We start from the raw sequence: 14116 nt of genomic DNA on the forward strand, positions 1-14116 counted from the left end.
TTAGGAAGCTATCCCTCGCCGGGTATACGCGAGTTGAGGCGCCCGTCGAGGGCAAACGTCGACACCCGTTATTCGTCGCGCATAGGCGGGATGCCGCGCATCGGGCGATAGGCGCGAGTTCACGCAGAATGCATGCCCGCGGGCACGGACGCGCCACGCGCGGTGAATGCGCGCCCCAAGTGTTCAGAAGAGCGATCGCAAGGGTGCCGATCGCGTGTCGCTCATGCGAGCTGAATCGTGCCGTCCACCACCGTGAGCGACGCGCCGCCGATCCAGATCTTGCTTGCCGCATCGTCGTAGTCGATGAAGACGCGGCCGTCGCGCCCCATCGCGGTGCCCTGGCGCACGGTATAGCCGCTGCCGGGGCGGCGGTCTTGCTGCGCGAGCAGCATCGCAATGGCAGCATTGGCGCTGCCGGTCACCGGGTCTTCGCCTATGCCCAGACCCGTCATGAGGCAGCGCACCTCGAAGGTGGCGGGCCCCTGCGCAGCATGCGCGCCATAGGCCGCGAGCCCTTGCGCGCCCACACTCGTGGCAACGCTCGCCAGCGCTTCGTAATCGATGTCGAGCGCGAGCACCGCCGGCGCCGAGGCGAGCCGCACGACTAGCCACGGCGCGCCGTTGTCGACACCGCACGGCGGCGCGCTGAAATCGATCGCATCCGTGCGCAGGGCCGCGCGCAGCGCGTCGTATCGCGCCTCGGGCAGCGGGGTCATCGTTGCGGGCGGCGCGGCGAAGGCCCAGCGCGGCGCGCCATCGTCGTGGTGTCCGGCCCGCTGCTTCGCGGCCAGCTCGATAAGGCCCGCGCCGCATTCCTGCACGAGCCGGCCAGGCGTTTTCGGCTGCCGGCCGCTGTCGAGGAACGCATGCGCCGTGCCGAGCGTCGGGTGGCCCGCAAAGGGCAATTCGCCTTGCGTCGTGAAGATGCGCACGCGATAGTCGGCGCGCGCATCGGTGGGGGCGAGCAGAAACGCGGTTTCGGAGAGATTGGTCCAGCGCGCGATGCCTTGCATCTGCGCCGTATCGAGCCCGTCCGCGTCGAACACGACCGCGAGCGGATTGCCTTTGAAGGGATGCGACGTGAATACGTCGACCTGTTTGAAGCGGACGTTGCGTAGGGCCATGGCGCGAGAACGGGGGAGCAGAACGAAAAAAAGCCCGGCCCGGTCGCGACAGACCGGGCCGGGCAGCTATACGCCGAATGCTTACTCGACTTCGGCGATCAGCTCGATCTCGACGCACGCGCCGAGCGGAATCTGCGCGACCCCGAATGCCGAACGCGCGTGCTTGCCTTTCTCGCCGAACACGTCGGCGATCAGCTCGGATGCGCCGTTCGTGACGATGTGTTGCTCGGTGAAGGTGAGCGTCGAGTTCACGAGGCTCATCAGCTTGACGATGCGCTTGACCTTGTTGAGGTCGCCCACGTGGGCATGCAGCGTGGCGAGCAGGTCGATCGCGATCGAGTGAGCGGCGGCCTTGCCTTCCTCGGTCGTGAGCGACTCGCCCAGCTTGCCGGCCCAGACCTTGCCGTCCTTCTTCGCAATGTGGCCCGAGAGGTACACGGTGTTGCCGCTTTGCGCGCTCATCACGTAGGCCGCGGCGGGGGCGCCGGCGGTCGGCAGTTCGATGCCGAGTTCTTTGAGGCGGTCGTAGACGTTGAGGTCAGCCATGATCAGGAGTCCTTTTGCAGTAAAAGTGAAAATGAAGATGGGTTTGGGTAGCGCGTCTCAGAGGAGCGCGCGGATGAGTTTCGCGAGCGTCGCCACGCCTTCCTCGATCTTGGCGGGCGGCACGGTCACGAACGACAGGCGCAGCTTGTTGTGCTGCGGCTCGCTCGCGAAGAAGGGCGCGCCCGGCACGAAGGCCACGTTCTGCGCGACCGCTGCTTCGAGCAGTTTCATGGTGTCGATGCCCTCGGGCAGCGAGACCCACACGAACATGCCGCCTTCGGGGCGGTTCCAGCTCACGCCCTCGGGCATGTTGCGCGCGAGCGCGTCGAGCATCGCCGCGCACTGGTCGCGGTAGAGCGCGCGCACCTTGGGAATATGGGTGTCGAGAAAGCCGTCCTTCACGACTTCATGGACGACGCGCTGGGTGAAGCTCGGCGTGTGCAGGTCGGTGGCCTGCTTGGCCTGCACCAGTTTGAAGTGCAGCTCCTCGGGCGCGATGATGTAGCCCACGCGCAGGCCCGGCGCCAGCACCTTCGAGAACGAGCCCAGATGGACGATGCGTTCTGGCGCCATCGAGAGCAGCGTGGGCAGCGGCTGGCCCGCGTAGTCGAGTGCGCCGTAAGGATCGTCCTCGATGACCGGGAAGGGCGCGCCCTGCGCGAAGCGGGCGAGCGCCTCGCGCCGTTCGAGCGGCAGGCGGCGGCCCGTCGGGTTCTGGAAGTTCGGGATGGCGTAGAGCAGGCGCGCGCCCTGGGTGAGTTCCGGCGTGAGGCTTTCGGGCACGAGGCCATGCTCGTCGGTGGGGACCTGCACGTAGCGCGGCTCGTAGAGCGAGAACGATTGCAGCGCCCCGAGGTAGGTGGGCGTTTCGACCAGCACGGGGCTGCCCGGCGAGACCAGCACCTTGCCGAGCAGGTCGAGCGCCTGCTGCGAGCCCGTGGTGATGAGCACCTGCGACGCGCGGATCCTGGCGCCGCCCACCGAGTAACGCTCGGCGACCCATTCGCGCAGCGGCAGGTAACCCTCCGTCGCGCTGTACTGGAGCGCGCCGGTGGGGTTCTCGCGCAGGATGCGGTCGGCGGCTGCGCGCATTTCCTCGACCGGGAAGGACGCCGGCGCGGGCAGGCCGCCCGCGAATGAAATGACCTCGGGCCGTTCCGTTACCTTCAGGATTTCGCGAATCGCCGAGCTGGTCAGCTTGATCGCACGCTCGGACAGTTGCCACGCGGGGGCAGCCTTGAGATCGCTTTGGTCCATGAGGTCTCCTTGTTGAGGTCGGGAACGAGGGCTTGAACGGGCGCCGAACTTTCAATTATGGCGCGAAACCTGCTCGCGCGGATGTATTGCACGACAGAGGAATGCGAGCCTTACCGGTCGGTATTCGAAGAAATGTACCGGTATGGTCGCAGACAGTAACGGTACAATCGCTCCGATAGTGTTCTGTACAGTTGGAGCCGCCATGTCGTCCGTACCCCATGCGTCTGTCCCTCTCGACCAGATTCCGGCGCCGCACGACGCCGCCACGACCACACTCGTCGATCAGCTGGTCCAGTGGGGCCGCCGCCGCATCGAAGAGCGCGTGTTCCGCCCTGGCATGCGCATGCCGTCCATCCGCAAGCTCGCGCTCGACAAGAGCGTCTCGCGCTTCACGGTGGTGGAGGCCTACGAGCGCCTCGTCGCGCAGGGCTACCTGGATTCGCGGCGCGGCTCGGGTTTCTATGTGCGCGAGCGGCTTGCGGTGGTGGCGCCGCTGGAGCACCGTCCCGCTGCGCCCGACAGCGGCGTTGATGCGGCGGCCGAGCCCGCGCCGCCGCCCACCCTCGACGTCGTCTGGCTGCTGCGCAACATGCTCCATTCGTCGACGCACCCGGAAAAGGGGCCGGGGCTCGGCTACCTGCCCGCGCGCTGGCTCGACGGTGAGCTGCTGGCGGGGGCGATGCGCTCGCTCGGGCGACAGAGCGGCGCGCAGCTGCTCGGCTTCGGTTCGCCGCAAGGCTTCCTGCCGCTGCGCCAGCAGTTGCAGACGCGTCTTGCCGAGTTCGAGATCGGCGCGACGCCCGAGCAGTTCGTGATGGTCTCGGGCGTCACTCAGGCCATCGATCTGCTGGCTCGCCTGTACGTGCGGCCCGGCGACACCGTCGTGGTGGGCGACCCCGCGTGGTTCCAGATGTTCGGCCGCTTCGTCTCGCAAGGCGCGCGCCTCGTGGGCATGCCGTACACGCCCGAGGGGCCGGACCTCGACGCGCTCGAAGCGCTGGTGGCGACGTGGCGGCCGAAGCTGCTCGTCATCAACTCGGTGCTGCAGAACCCCACCGGTACTTCGCTCACGGCGGCGCAGGCATTTCGCATCCTGCGCCTCGCGGAGCAGTACGACTTTCTCGTCGTCGAAGACGATATCTACGGCGATCTCTGCCCGGCGGGCTATCCGGCCACGCGCCTCGCGAGCCTCGACCAGCTGCGCCGCGTGATCTATCTCGGCAGCTTTTCGAAGACGCTCGCGCCCAATTTGCGCGTGGGCTTCATCGCGAGCGCGCTCGACGTGGCGCAGGCGGTCGCGGACCAGAAAATGCTGGTGGGCATGACGAGCCCCGAGCTCAACGAACGGGTGCTGTTTCGCGTGCTTACCGAAGGCCATTACCGGCGCCACGTAGAGCGCCTGCGCGCGCGGCTGGACGCCGTGCGCGACAAGGCCGCGCGCATGCTCGAGCGCGCAGGCTGCAAGCTCTTCGTCGCGCCGGGCGCGGGCATGTTCCTGTGGGCCGACACCGGCGTGGACGCCGACGCCCTCACGGCCGCGGGCCACGAGGCAGGCTTCCTGCTCACGCCGGGCAGCCTTTTTTCGCCGCACCAGTCGCCCACCACGTGGATGCGCTTTAACATCGCGAACTGCGGCGACCCGGCGCTGCCGACCTTTCTCGCCGGCTATCTGGACGGGGCGGCGCGGCGCGCCTGAAATTCGCCTGAAACCTGCCTGAAAACCCTTGAAACCGGCGCGGCGCGTCCCCATATGCGCGCCCAAAGCGCTGCGCAACGGGCACGCGCGGCCGATCTTACTTACTGCAACGAACGAGGACTCCCGAGCATGGCACAAGAAACCATGAGCTTCCAGGCGGAAGTGAAACAGCTTCTGCACCTGATGATCCATTCGCTGTACAGCAACAAGGAAATTTTCCTGCGCGAGCTGGTTTCGAACGCATCGGACGCCGCCGACAAGCTGCGCTTCGAAGCGCTCGCCAACAGCGCGCTTTATGAGAGCGATCCGAACCTGCGCATTCGCGTAGGCTTCGATAAGGCCGCGCGCACCATCACCATCGACGACAACGGCATCGGCATGAGCCACGACGAAGCCGTGGCCAACCTCGGCACGATCGCGCGCTCGGGCACCAAGGAATTCTTCGGCAAGCTCTCGGGCGACCAGCAAAAGGATGCGGCGCTGATCGGTCAGTTCGGCGTGGGCTTCTACTCGGGCTTCATCGTCGCCGACAAGATCACCGTCGAAACGCGCCGCGCGGGCCTACCCGCAAGCGAAGGCGTGCGCTGGACGAGCGCCGGCGAGGGCGAGTTCTCGGTCGAGATGATCGAGCGCGCGCAGCGCGGCACCACCATCACGCTGCATCTGCGCGAAGGCGAGGACGAACTGCTTTCGGCATGGAAGCTCAAGTCGATCATCCAGAAGTACTCGGATCACGTCGGCCTGCCCATCGAGATGAAGAAGGAAGAGTGGGACGCCGAAAAGAAAGAGATGGTCACGAAGGACGAGTACGAGACCATCAACCAGGCGAGCGCGCTGTGGACGCGCGCGAAGAACGACATCAGCGACGAGCAGTATCAGCAGTTCTACCAGCACCTCGCGCACGACCACATGAATCCGCTCGCGTGGACGCATAACCGCGTCGAGGGCCGCAGCGAATACACGCAACTGCTCTACGTGCCGTCGCATGCGCCGTTCGACATGTGGAATCGCGATCACAAGAGCGGCCTGAAGCTTTATGTGAAGCGCGTGTTCATCATGGACGAAGCCGAGCAACTGCTGCCGAACTACCTGCGCTTCGTGAAGGGCGTGGTCGATTCGAGCGATCTGCCGCTCAACGTCTCGCGCGAAATCCTGCAGGAAAGTCGCGACGTGAAGGCGATTCGCGACGGCGTGACCAAGCGCGTGCTGTCGATGCTCGAAGAGCTCGCCTCGGCGCAAACCGATGCCGAAGCGAAGGAAGAGGACAAGGCGAAGTTCGCGACCTTCTGGACCGAGTTCGGCCAGGTGCTCAAGGAAGGCGTGGGCGAGGACCAGGCGAACGGCGAGCGCATCGCAAAGCTGCTGCGCTTTGCATCGACGCACAACGACACCGACGAACAGACTGTCTCGCTCGCTGACTACGTCGCGCGCATGAAGCCCGAGCAGACGAAGATCTACTACGTGACCGCCGACACCTGGCAGGCCGCGAAGAACAGCCCGCACCTCGAAGTGTTCCGCAAGAAGGGCGTGGAGGTGCTGCTGCTCACCGATCGCGTGGACGAATGGATGCTGTCGTTCCTGAACGACTTCGACGGCAAGCCGCTCGCGAGCGTGGCGCGCGGCGACCTCGATCTGGGCGCGCTCAACGACGAAGAAAAGCAGCAGCAGGAGAAGGTGGGCGAAGAGCTCAAGCCGCTCGTCGAGCAGATGAAGGAAGCGCTCAAGGACAAGGCCAAGGACGTGCGCCTCACGTTCCGGCTGACCGATTCGCCGAGCTGCCTCGTGGCCGATGAAGGCGACATGAGCGGTTACCTGCAGCGCATGCTCAAGGCCGCGGGCCAGCAGGCGCCGCAGATGCAGCCGATTCTCGAAGTCAATCCCGAGCATCCGCTCGTGAAGGCGTTGCGTACCGATAGCGCGGACTTTGGCGACTGGTGCCATCTGCTGTTCGATCAGGCGATGCTGGCCGAAGGCGGGGCGCTGGAGGATCCGGCGAGCTTTGTGAAGCGGACTAATGCGTTGTTGCTGGCGCGGGCGGGTTAATGTAGAAAGCACACGCTTCGCTTGCAGGAGGCGTGTGTTGAATTGCCGATCCCCTTACAGCCTCGTGCGATAAGGGGATTTTTCTTTGACGCATGGTTTCTCGCCGCTGCGTTGCGACGCTGCGCCCCGCAGCGAATTGAAATGCGTGCAGCCTATAATGCGCGCCATGCTCATCCGATTCGATGCCGCCGACGCGCACTGGCGCGTCGCGCCCCTCGCGGCCTTCAGTGCCGACCAGAAAGACTGGCTTACCCGCGGCGGTTCGCTGACCGCGCATCTGCGCGCGCTCGGCCATGTCGTCGTGCGCGTGACGCGCGAAGCTGTCGACATGCCCTGGCCCGACGAATACGCCGCCCTCGGCCTCGCGCCGCGCGCACGCGCGTGGGTGCGCGAGATCGTGCTCGAAGTCGACGGCGTGCCGTTCGTGGCCGCGCATAGTGCGACGCCGATCGCGGCGAGCCACGGTATCTGGCAAGCCATGCGCCGCCTGCGCACACGCCCGCTTGCGGAGTTGCTTTACACCGATAGCGGCGTCGCGCGCTCGGCGCTCGTGAGCCGGCGCGTGAATGCGCGGCATGCGCTGCATGCGCTGGCCGCGCGCGAAACGCAGGGACATGTGCCGCATGTCTTTGTCGCGCGCCGTTCCGTGTTCGAGCGCTATGGCGCGCCGCTCCTCGTGACGGAATGCATGCTGCCTGCGTTGTGGGCGCGCCTTGCGTGTCTGGCAGGCGATGCGCATCCGGCGGCGCCCGCACACGCCACTCACTCGGCACGCGAGCGCGGGCCGCTTGGCCATACGGCCTCGCGGGCCGCGCATGTGCCGGCTCCTCCAGCGGGTTTTCGCGGATGAGCATCAAGCGCTGCTTTGCGCCGGTCGTCGATGCGCATACGCGCGTACTGATCCTCGGCAGCCTGCCGGGCGAGGTGTCGCTGGCGCATCAGCAGTACTACGCGCACAAGCAGAACAAGTTCTGGCATCTGGTGGGCGAGGTGATCGAACAGGATCTGGTCAGTATGGACTATGCACCTCGGCTTGCCACGTTGCTGGTACATCGCATCGGGCTATGGGATGTCGTGGCGCAAGCCCAACGCATAGGCAGTCTCGACAGCCGCATCCGCAACCATGCGAGCAACGATTTGGTCGCCCTGCTCGAAACGCTGCCGAATCTGCTTGCTATCGCTTTCAATGGCGCAACGGCGGAGAAGATCGGGGTGCGGGCCTTGGGTAAGCAGGCAGATCGATATCGGCTCATCCGCTTGCCGTCGAGCAGTCCCGCCTATGCGGCAGTTCCCTATCAGGAAAAGTTGGCGGACTGGCGTCGACTATGGGAATACCTGGCGGGTTAATTCGATCCGTTGGCGTTCTGTGTGCGCAACGCATAGCTCGCAAGGGCTGAAAAGACGAAGCAGCTTCAGGTGGGCGGCAGCAAGTGGTCGAGTCGAGCTACGGTTTTAATGAGTTCGGCGGTGAGCTGAACCAGCTCGGCGGTCAGACTTGCTGGAAGATCTATGTTGCCCTCGTATTCGGCCGCATTACGCCTGCGATGGCAGGTATCAAGTACGCGCCATTTTTCGGTTGGCCAGCCGATCGTGTGTTCGAGGCACTGAAAGACCAGGTACCGGTCGTCGCTCCGATATCCGTGAGCCCGTAGCGCGGCGCGTGATGCGGCGTGCGCCGCATCGTAGGCGAGAATGAACTGGCTCTCCGTTGCCATTCCGCTACTGCTTGTGACAGTGTCGAGCAAGGTTCGAGCGAGGCCAAGCAGATGCTCGAATTCGCCGCGGTTCGCCGGGAAGGGTTTTAGTTTTCCGATGCGTACGAGGTTATCCAATGTCGTCAATGTCATCCTCGGCTCCTATAACCATCAGCTTCGGCTGGCGCAGCACTTCCACCAGGAACGGATGATTTTTGCGCTTGCGTTCGAGAAATTCTTCGCAAGTGTACTGGGTAATCTGGATCTCGCGGCCTAGCTGTCTTTCGGCCGATTCGAGTGCGGCCATGATTTGCCCATAGCTGAGGGTCTCACTGAGCAACATGACATCGACGTCGCTGCCGGCGTGGTCGCTGCCTTGGGCAACTGAGCCGTAGACAAAGGCGAGTTTGATCTCTGCAGCCAACGGTGACAGCGCTTCACGGAGTACCTCGACGACCCCGAAAGTTTTGACGACGATGAGACGCAACTCGCTGAAAATAGGGCTGCCTCTGAAGGCCCGCACCTGCTTGAGATTGGCAATGCGTCGCGTTTCGATGAGCCCACCTTTTTCGAGGCGATTCAGTTCACGCTGGACGCTGGCACTGCCAAGACGAGTCAGCCGGATCAACTCCTTGACGTGAAACCACTGCTCAGGCCGCCCAAACAGGCAGGACAAAATGGGTTGCTGCGCACTGGAGAAAAGGGCGTCGCCAAGCTTTGTCATAAGCAATGATGTTAGCACGATCGAGCCAAATTTTAGCACGATCGAGCCAGATTTTGGCTCGTTGAGGGACCTTGTGACGGATCTGACGGCGAGGATATCGTGAGACGTTGTCGATGGTCGGAGTGAGTTGTGACGGGCCCGATGTCAAATTGGCCAAAACCTCAACAAATTCTGGGCCCTTGTTGGTGATGTGATCAGGGTGGATGTCGTCCCGATGGATTATTCGACTCGGCTCAAAACCTTGCTGCAACATCGCGTTGGCTTGTGGGACGTTGTTGCTGAGGCTCGGCGTGTCGGCAGTCTTGATAGCAGTATTCGCGATCATGCGCGTAACGATCTGGTTGCGCTGGTCGATACGCTGCCAAATCTGGTCGCCATCGCGTTCAACGGCGGAACTGCGGAGAAGATCGGGATGCGGTCGCTTGATGAGACGGCAGGTCAATATCGGCTCATCCGGTTGCCATCGAGCAGCCCGGCGTACGCGGCGGTGCCTTACGAGGTGAAGCGACGCGCCTGGGCGGCGCTGCGTCAGTGGTTGCAGATGTAGGTTCCAGGTCCGGGACGCCTTCCTTTCTCAGCGCGAAAGAGCGATTTCGTGTCGAATACGTCGCTTGTTTCGAAAACTCTGGCTCAGTGGTAATCGCTTTCGCGTTGATGGCGCGCGGGGAGGATCGATACCGTTTGATCGTCGTCGATTTCGAATAATGCAACATATCCCGATGCGCCGAACGGAATAATCAGTTCCCGCAGAAATGGCATTGACGAATGCGCTTTGCGGCAAGTAAATGGCGACGATTCCAGTGTCGCGATACCTGCAGTGATGGCCACAAGTGCGCGGGAAGCGAGTTCGACATCGGCGTCATCGCGCTCGACAATGAAGCCATAAAGGCGATCCAGATCATCGGAAGCCGCCCGTGTGAACCGGACCGTATACGTCATCGAGATTTTGCCCGCGTCGTGCGAAGGGCATCGAGCTGCCTTTCCAGTTTTTCCAGCACTTCAGAAGCGGGCAGGTAGTCGCCGGTGCGTCGAGCTTCATCGCGCGATGCGATGCCTCGGGCAATAAACTCGCTCTGGTTGCGACGACGTTCGATGCCCTCGCGGATCGATTGCTCGACGAAGCCCGAGAGCGTTTCTCCCTCGCCCAGGACATTTTCGGCCGCGTCACGGAGTTCCGGTTCGACCCGGATGGAGGGAAAGGTGGCGGATTTCATGATGTACCTCGATGCGTCGCAATTGCGATGCAATATCCTCCGACTACCGTGCTAATGCAAGGTGGCCGTTCGGCCGGGGGAGGTTTCGCCCCCGCTTCGAAAGTGGGTGGCCGTCGCACTTCACCCCCGGAGGGTGCCGCGCAGGTGTCAAATTGACCAAAACACCAACCGGTTTTGGCATCTGGTGGGTGAGGTGATCGGCGTGGACCTTCCCGCAATGGACTACGATGCGCGGCTGCAGATGCTGCTGGAACATCGCATCGGTTTGTGGGACGTGGCCGCGCAGGCGCGGCGTGAGGGCAGTCTCGACGGCAATATCCGTGACCACGCAGGCAACGATCTCATCGCGTTGATCGAGGGGCTGCCCGCGCTCGAAGCGATCGCGTTCGACGGCGGCACGGCGGCGCGTATCGGCGGGCGCATTCCCGGGCCGCACGCGCAGCGCTTTCGCATCTTGCGGATGCCGCCCAGTAGTCCCGCTCATGCGTCGATGAATTTTGCCGCGAAGCTCGCGGCATGGCGCGCGCTGGGCGAGTTCGCCGTCGCCTAAAACCGGCCCGATGCGCCGCGAATGCTATGCTCTCGGTCGCCCGCGCAGTTGCGGCCGACATTGCATCCCAAGTTGCGTTTGAACTCGCACCCAAAACGCTGTGGATTGCGCATCCGCATCTGCTCCTCATAAGCAAGAAAGCAAAACATCTTCACATGACGACTCTCATCAAGCGTGCTTCGGCAGAAGCGCGCGCATTCAGCAAGACCCGCAGCAAGACCGCCTCGAAGCACGCCTCGAAGCACGCCGATGCCGACCTCGACAACGCACCGGTCATCGAAGCGCCGCGCAAGCCGCGCTTTGCGCCTGTGACGTTCTCGGAAGAGGGCGGCGTGCGCTATCTGCATTTCGGCACCGAGTGGGTCCAGGGTGCGATGCGTCTGTCCAAACCGCAGCACATCGAGCTCGAATACGCTCAGCAGATGATGTCCTGGCTGCTGTTTCTCGCCACGCCGGCGCGCATCGTGCAGCTGGGTCTTGGCGCTGCGGCGCTGACCAAGTTCGCGCATCGCTACCTGCGTCCGGCGAAGGTCGAGGCAATCGAGCTGAACCCGGCCGTCGTGGTGGCCGCGCGCACGATGTTCGAACTGCCGCATGATGATGCACGCCTCACGGTGCGCGAACTCGATGCGTGGGACTTCGTGCACGACCGCGCAAACCACGGCACGATCGGCGCGCTGCAGATCGATGTTTATGACGCGACCGCGCGCGGTCCGGTGCTCGACAGCGTGGCGTTCTATCGTGCGGCGCGCGCGTGCCTCACCGATGCCGGTATTGCGACCATCAACCTGTTCGGCGACCACCCGAGCTATGTGCGCAACATGAAGCGCCTGAAGGAAGCGTTCGACGGCCGCGTGATCGCGCTGCCCGAGGTGCACGAGGGCAACCGCATTGCGCTGGCGTTCTCGGGTCCGGCGCTCGAAGTGAGCTGGGCGGCGCTCGAGAAGCGCGCGCGCCTGCTCGAAAGCAAGCTCGGCTTGCCGGCGCACCAGTGGGTGAAGGCGCTGCGTGAAGCCAACGCCGAAAACAGCAAGAGCAACAAGAACGACAAGGGCGGCGACACGTTCGCCATCTGACGCGCCCCCCCGCGAGGCATCGCGGCGCGCAACGCAAGGCCGGCCCCATGACAAACGGGGCCGGCTTTTTTGTGTTTCGGATCACCAAGCTTTCTAAATGCTGACGACTCAGGGTCAAACGCACCGCCAGTCGTGTCTTGACAACATGCTCTAAATTGGGGTCCGCCCTTCTTGACCCGTCGCTGCGGCATCGCTACTCTTTTCTGCGCTTTCGGGGACCTTGCGAGGCACGATCTCGCGGGCCAGGGGCCGCTCGATATCGGGCGGCGGACCACCTCGAAAACCCCATAACTACATAAGTAACGAGGAGACGTCATGGCTCACGACGCCGACGCCGCAAAAGCCAGCAAGCACTGGCTATGGCTGTTGATCTTGCCCTGGATCGCCATGATCTGGGTGCCGTCGTACAACAAGGTCGAGCCCACGCTGTGGGACTTCCCATTTTTCTACTGGTATCAGCTGCTCTGGGTGCTGATCAGCGCGGTCATCACCGTGTTCGTCTATCTCAAGACCAAGGATCGCTCGAAGAACCGCGGCAAGGCAGGGGGGGCGCAATGAACGTTACGGCAACCTTCGTCTTCGTCCTGTTGTTCATCGGCGTCACGATCGTCGGCTTCCTTGCCGCCCACTGGCGCAAGGGCGACCTCGCCCATATCGACGAGTGGGGGCTCGGCGGCCGGCGCTTCGGCACGATCGTCACGTGGTTCCTGCTCGGCGGCGATCTCTATACCGCGTACACCTTCGTGGCGGTGCCGGCGCTCGTGTTCGGTGCGGGGGCAACGGGTTTCTTCGCTCTGCCCTATACGATCCTGATCTACCCGTTCGCGTTCGTGGTGTTTCCCAAACTCTGGGCCATCGCCAAGCGTCACAGCTACGTCACTTCGGCCGACTTCGTGAGCGCGCGCTACGGCAGCCGCGTGCTCGCGCTCGCCGTCGCGGTCACCGGCATCGTCGCGACCATGCCTTACATCGCGCTGCAGCTGGTGGGCATCGAAGTGGTGATCGGCGGGCTCGGTTTCGACACCACGGGCTTCATCGGCGACCTGCCGCTCATCATCGCGTTCGCGATTCTTGCGGCCTACACCTACACTTCGGGCCTGCGCGCGCCGGCCATGATTGCCGTGGTGAAGGACGTGCTCATCTACATCACGATCATCGCGGCCATCATCGTGATCCCCGCGCAGCTGGGCGGCTTCGGCCATATCTTCGGCGCGGTGCCGCCGGCCAAGCTGCTGCTCAAGGCTCCGGATGCGACGAGCCTGAACGGCTATAGCGCTTATGCGACTCTGGCGGTGGGTTCGGCGCTCGCGCTGTTCCTGTATCCGCACTCGGTCACGGCGATTCTTTCGTCGTCGTCGGGCAACAGCATCCGCCGGAATATGGCGATGTTGCCCGCGTACTCGCTCGTGCTCGGCCTGCTCGCGCTGCTCGGCTACATGGCGCTCGCTTCGGGCGTGAAGGACATGCCGCAATATGCGCCGTACTTCAAGGCTTTCGGCCCGAATTTCGCGGTGCCGGCGCTGTTCCTGCAGTATTTCCCGTCGTGGTTCGTGGGCGTGGCGTTCGCGGCTATCGGCATCGGCGCGCTGGTGCCGGCGGCGATCATGTCGATCGCGGCCGCCAACCTCTACACGCGCAATATCCACAAGGAGTTCATCAACCGCAACATGAATCACGAGCAGGAGACCAACGTGGCCAAGCTGGTTTCGCTGATCGTGAAGGTGGGGGCGGTGGCGTTCATCCTGGGCCTGCCGCTCACGTATGCGATCCAGCTGCAGCTGCTCGGCGGCATCTGGATCATCCAGACGCTGCCCGCGATCGTGCTCGGCCTCTACACGCGCATGCTCGACTGGCGCGGCCTCCTGATCGGCTGGGCGGCGGGCATCGTCACTGGCACATGGATGGCGATTTCGCTGCACCTCAAGGGCTCGATCTTCGTCGTGCACCTGTTCGGCGTGGCCGTGCCGGGCTATGCGGCGGTGTGGTCGCTGATCGTGAACCTCGTGGTTGCCGTGGCGGTGTCGGTGCTCGTGCATCTGTTCGGCATGCAGAAGGGCGTGGACCGCACGCGGCCCGAGGACTATCTCGACGTGCAGGAAGGCTGATCCGCCGCGCAATTCGCGTTGCGCCTGCAATGCCCGCAACTTCACGGTTGCGGGCATTTGTTTTTCCGGTGCACCCTGCTTGCAGGG

At 63.8% G+C, this 14116-nt stretch carries 15 protein-coding genes and 1 pseudogene; 9 read left to right on the forward strand and 7 right to left on the reverse strand.

Annotated features, from left to right (window positions below):
- Nucleotides 1-221: 221 nt before the first annotated feature.
- From P5W99_RS04740 to P5W99_RS04750, 3 genes are all read right to left on the reverse strand, one after another.
- Nucleotides 222-1124 (reverse strand): PhzF family phenazine biosynthesis protein, encoded by a 903-nt coding sequence (locus P5W99_RS04740; RefSeq protein WP_421079176.1) that lies wholly within the window; start codon nt 1122-1124, stop codon nt 222-224.
- An 81-nt stretch (nt 1125-1205) separates the two neighbouring features.
- A complete protein-coding gene (locus P5W99_RS04745; protein ID WP_413186635.1) occupies nt 1206-1670 on the reverse strand; it encodes a RidA family protein in 465 nt (154 codons plus the stop codon).
- A gap of 57 nt (nt 1671-1727) precedes the next feature.
- Nucleotides 1728-2927, reverse strand: a complete 1200-nt coding sequence (locus P5W99_RS04750) for a PLP-dependent aminotransferase family protein (RefSeq protein WP_421079177.1) — start codon at nt 2925-2927, stop codon at nt 1728-1730.
- A gap of 202 nt (nt 2928-3129) precedes the next feature.
- On the opposite strand from P5W99_RS04750, the gene P5W99_RS04755 reads away from it, so the two are divergent.
- The 4 genes from P5W99_RS04755 (at nt 3130) to P5W99_RS04770 (ending at nt 8013) form a co-directional block, all read left to right on the forward strand.
- Nucleotides 3130-4623 carry a PLP-dependent aminotransferase family protein gene (locus P5W99_RS04755; protein WP_421023469.1) on the forward strand — a complete coding sequence of 498 codons (1494 nt, stop codon included), beginning with the start codon at nt 3130-3132 and terminating at the stop codon, nt 4621-4623.
- A 129-nt stretch (nt 4624-4752) separates the two neighbouring features.
- Nucleotides 4753-6666 carry a molecular chaperone HtpG gene (gene htpG / locus P5W99_RS04760; RefSeq protein ID WP_421079178.1) on the forward strand — a complete coding sequence of 638 codons (1914 nt, stop codon included), beginning with the start codon at nt 4753-4755 and terminating at the stop codon, nt 6664-6666.
- A gap of 166 nt (nt 6667-6832) precedes the next feature.
- Complete coding sequence (locus tag P5W99_RS04765; protein WP_421023471.1) at nt 6833-7516, forward strand: chorismate--pyruvate lyase family protein; 684 nt, start codon at nt 6833-6835, stop codon at nt 7514-7516.
- Nucleotides 7513-8013, forward strand: a complete 501-nt coding sequence (locus P5W99_RS04770) for a DNA-deoxyinosine glycosylase (RefSeq protein ID WP_421023472.1) — start codon at nt 7513-7515, stop codon at nt 8011-8013. The genes P5W99_RS04765 and P5W99_RS04770 overlap by 4 nt, the downstream gene beginning before the upstream one ends.
- Nucleotides 8014-8078: 65 nt before the next feature.
- On the opposite strand, the gene P5W99_RS04775 is transcribed toward P5W99_RS04770, so the two are convergent.
- Both P5W99_RS04775 and P5W99_RS04780 read right to left on the reverse strand, forming a co-directional pair.
- On the reverse strand, nt 8079-8513 hold the full coding sequence (locus P5W99_RS04775; protein WP_434662067.1) for a hypothetical protein: 435 nt from the start codon (nt 8511-8513) through the stop codon (nt 8079-8081).
- Nucleotides 8491-9084, reverse strand: coding sequence for a nucleotidyltransferase domain-containing protein (locus P5W99_RS04780; RefSeq protein ID WP_434662069.1), 594 nt, complete (start codon nt 9082-9084; stop codon nt 8491-8493). Before P5W99_RS04780 ends, P5W99_RS04775 begins: the two co-directional genes overlap by 23 nt.
- A 163-nt stretch (nt 9085-9247) precedes the next feature.
- On the opposite strand from P5W99_RS04780, the pseudogene P5W99_RS04785 reads away from it, so the two are divergent.
- A pseudogene (locus P5W99_RS04785) lies at nt 9248-9631 on the forward strand (DNA-deoxyinosine glycosylase); the annotation flags it as partial.
- 83 nt (nt 9632-9714) lie between these two features.
- Here P5W99_RS04785 and P5W99_RS04790 read toward each other — a convergent pair.
- Together P5W99_RS04790 and P5W99_RS04795 are read right to left on the reverse strand one after the other, a co-directional pair.
- The gene (locus P5W99_RS04790; RefSeq protein WP_434662070.1) at nt 9715-10023 is read right to left on the reverse strand and encodes a type II toxin-antitoxin system RelE/ParE family toxin; all 309 of its coding nucleotides are present in this window, start codon (nt 10021-10023) and stop codon (nt 9715-9717) included.
- Nucleotides 10020-10298 (reverse strand): YlcI/YnfO family protein, encoded by a 279-nt coding sequence (locus P5W99_RS04795; RefSeq protein ID WP_421079181.1) that lies wholly within the window; start codon nt 10296-10298, stop codon nt 10020-10022. The genes P5W99_RS04790 and P5W99_RS04795 overlap by 4 nt, the downstream gene beginning before the upstream one ends.
- 61 nt (nt 10299-10359) lie before the next feature.
- Between P5W99_RS04795 and P5W99_RS04800 the strand changes: the two genes are divergently transcribed.
- The 4 genes from P5W99_RS04800 (at nt 10360) to mctP (ending at nt 14029) form a co-directional block, all read left to right on the forward strand.
- The gene (locus P5W99_RS04800; RefSeq protein ID WP_421079182.1) at nt 10360-10848 is read left to right on the forward strand and encodes a DNA-deoxyinosine glycosylase; all 489 of its coding nucleotides are present in this window, start codon (nt 10360-10362) and stop codon (nt 10846-10848) included.
- A 155-nt stretch (nt 10849-11003) separates the two neighbouring features.
- Complete coding sequence (locus tag P5W99_RS04805) at nt 11004-11924, forward strand: spermidine synthase (protein ID WP_421044153.1); 921 nt, start codon at nt 11004-11006, stop codon at nt 11922-11924.
- A gap of 315 nt (nt 11925-12239) precedes the next feature.
- Entirely contained in the window at nt 12240-12482 is a 243-nt protein-coding gene (locus tag P5W99_RS04810; protein WP_421023478.1) for a DUF3311 domain-containing protein, read from the forward strand.
- Nucleotides 12479-14029, forward strand: a complete 1551-nt coding sequence (gene mctP, locus P5W99_RS04815) for a monocarboxylate uptake permease MctP (RefSeq protein WP_421023479.1) — start codon at nt 12479-12481, stop codon at nt 14027-14029. Before P5W99_RS04810 ends, mctP begins: the two co-directional genes overlap by 4 nt.
- The last annotated feature ends 87 nt before the right edge of the window (nt 14030-14116 follow it).

Source organism: Paraburkholderia sp. A3BS-1L, from assembly GCF_051125215.1.
Classification (GTDB): domain Bacteria; phylum Pseudomonadota; class Gammaproteobacteria; order Burkholderiales; family Burkholderiaceae; genus Paraburkholderia.

Coding starts and splice junctions, on each gene's coding strand:
- P5W99_RS04740 (WP_421079176.1), bottom strand. CDS start 1,124: ATGGCCCTACGCAACGTCCGCTTCAAACAGGTCGACGTATTCACGTCG.
- P5W99_RS04745 (WP_413186635.1), bottom strand. CDS start 1,670: ATGGCTGACCTCAACGTCTACGACCGCCTCAAAGAACTCGGCATCGAA.
- P5W99_RS04750 (WP_421079177.1), bottom strand. CDS start 2,927: ATGGACCAAAGCGATCTCAAGGCTGCCCCCGCGTGGCAACTGTCCGAG.
- P5W99_RS04755 (WP_421023469.1), top strand. CDS start 3,130: ATGTCGTCCGTACCCCATGCGTCTGTCCCTCTCGACCAGATTCCGGCG.
- htpG (WP_421079178.1), top strand. CDS start 4,753: ATGGCACAAGAAACCATGAGCTTCCAGGCGGAAGTGAAACAGCTTCTG.
- P5W99_RS04765 (WP_421023471.1), top strand. CDS start 6,833: ATGCTCATCCGATTCGATGCCGCCGACGCGCACTGGCGCGTCGCGCCC.
- P5W99_RS04770 (WP_421023472.1), top strand. CDS start 7,513: ATGAGCATCAAGCGCTGCTTTGCGCCGGTCGTCGATGCGCATACGCGC.
- P5W99_RS04775 (WP_434662067.1), bottom strand. CDS start 8,513: ATGACATTGACGACATTGGATAACCTCGTACGCATCGGAAAACTAAAA.
- P5W99_RS04780 (WP_434662069.1), bottom strand. CDS start 9,084: ATGACAAAGCTTGGCGACGCCCTTTTCTCCAGTGCGCAGCAACCCATT.
- P5W99_RS04790 (WP_434662070.1), bottom strand. CDS start 10,023: ATGACGTATACGGTCCGGTTCACACGGGCGGCTTCCGATGATCTGGAT.
- P5W99_RS04795 (WP_421079181.1), bottom strand. CDS start 10,298: ATGAAATCCGCCACCTTTCCCTCCATCCGGGTCGAACCGGAACTCCGT.
- P5W99_RS04805 (WP_421044153.1), top strand. CDS start 11,004: ATGACGACTCTCATCAAGCGTGCTTCGGCAGAAGCGCGCGCATTCAGC.
- P5W99_RS04810 (WP_421023478.1), top strand. CDS start 12,240: ATGGCTCACGACGCCGACGCCGCAAAAGCCAGCAAGCACTGGCTATGG.
- mctP (WP_421023479.1), top strand. CDS start 12,479: ATGAACGTTACGGCAACCTTCGTCTTCGTCCTGTTGTTCATCGGCGTC.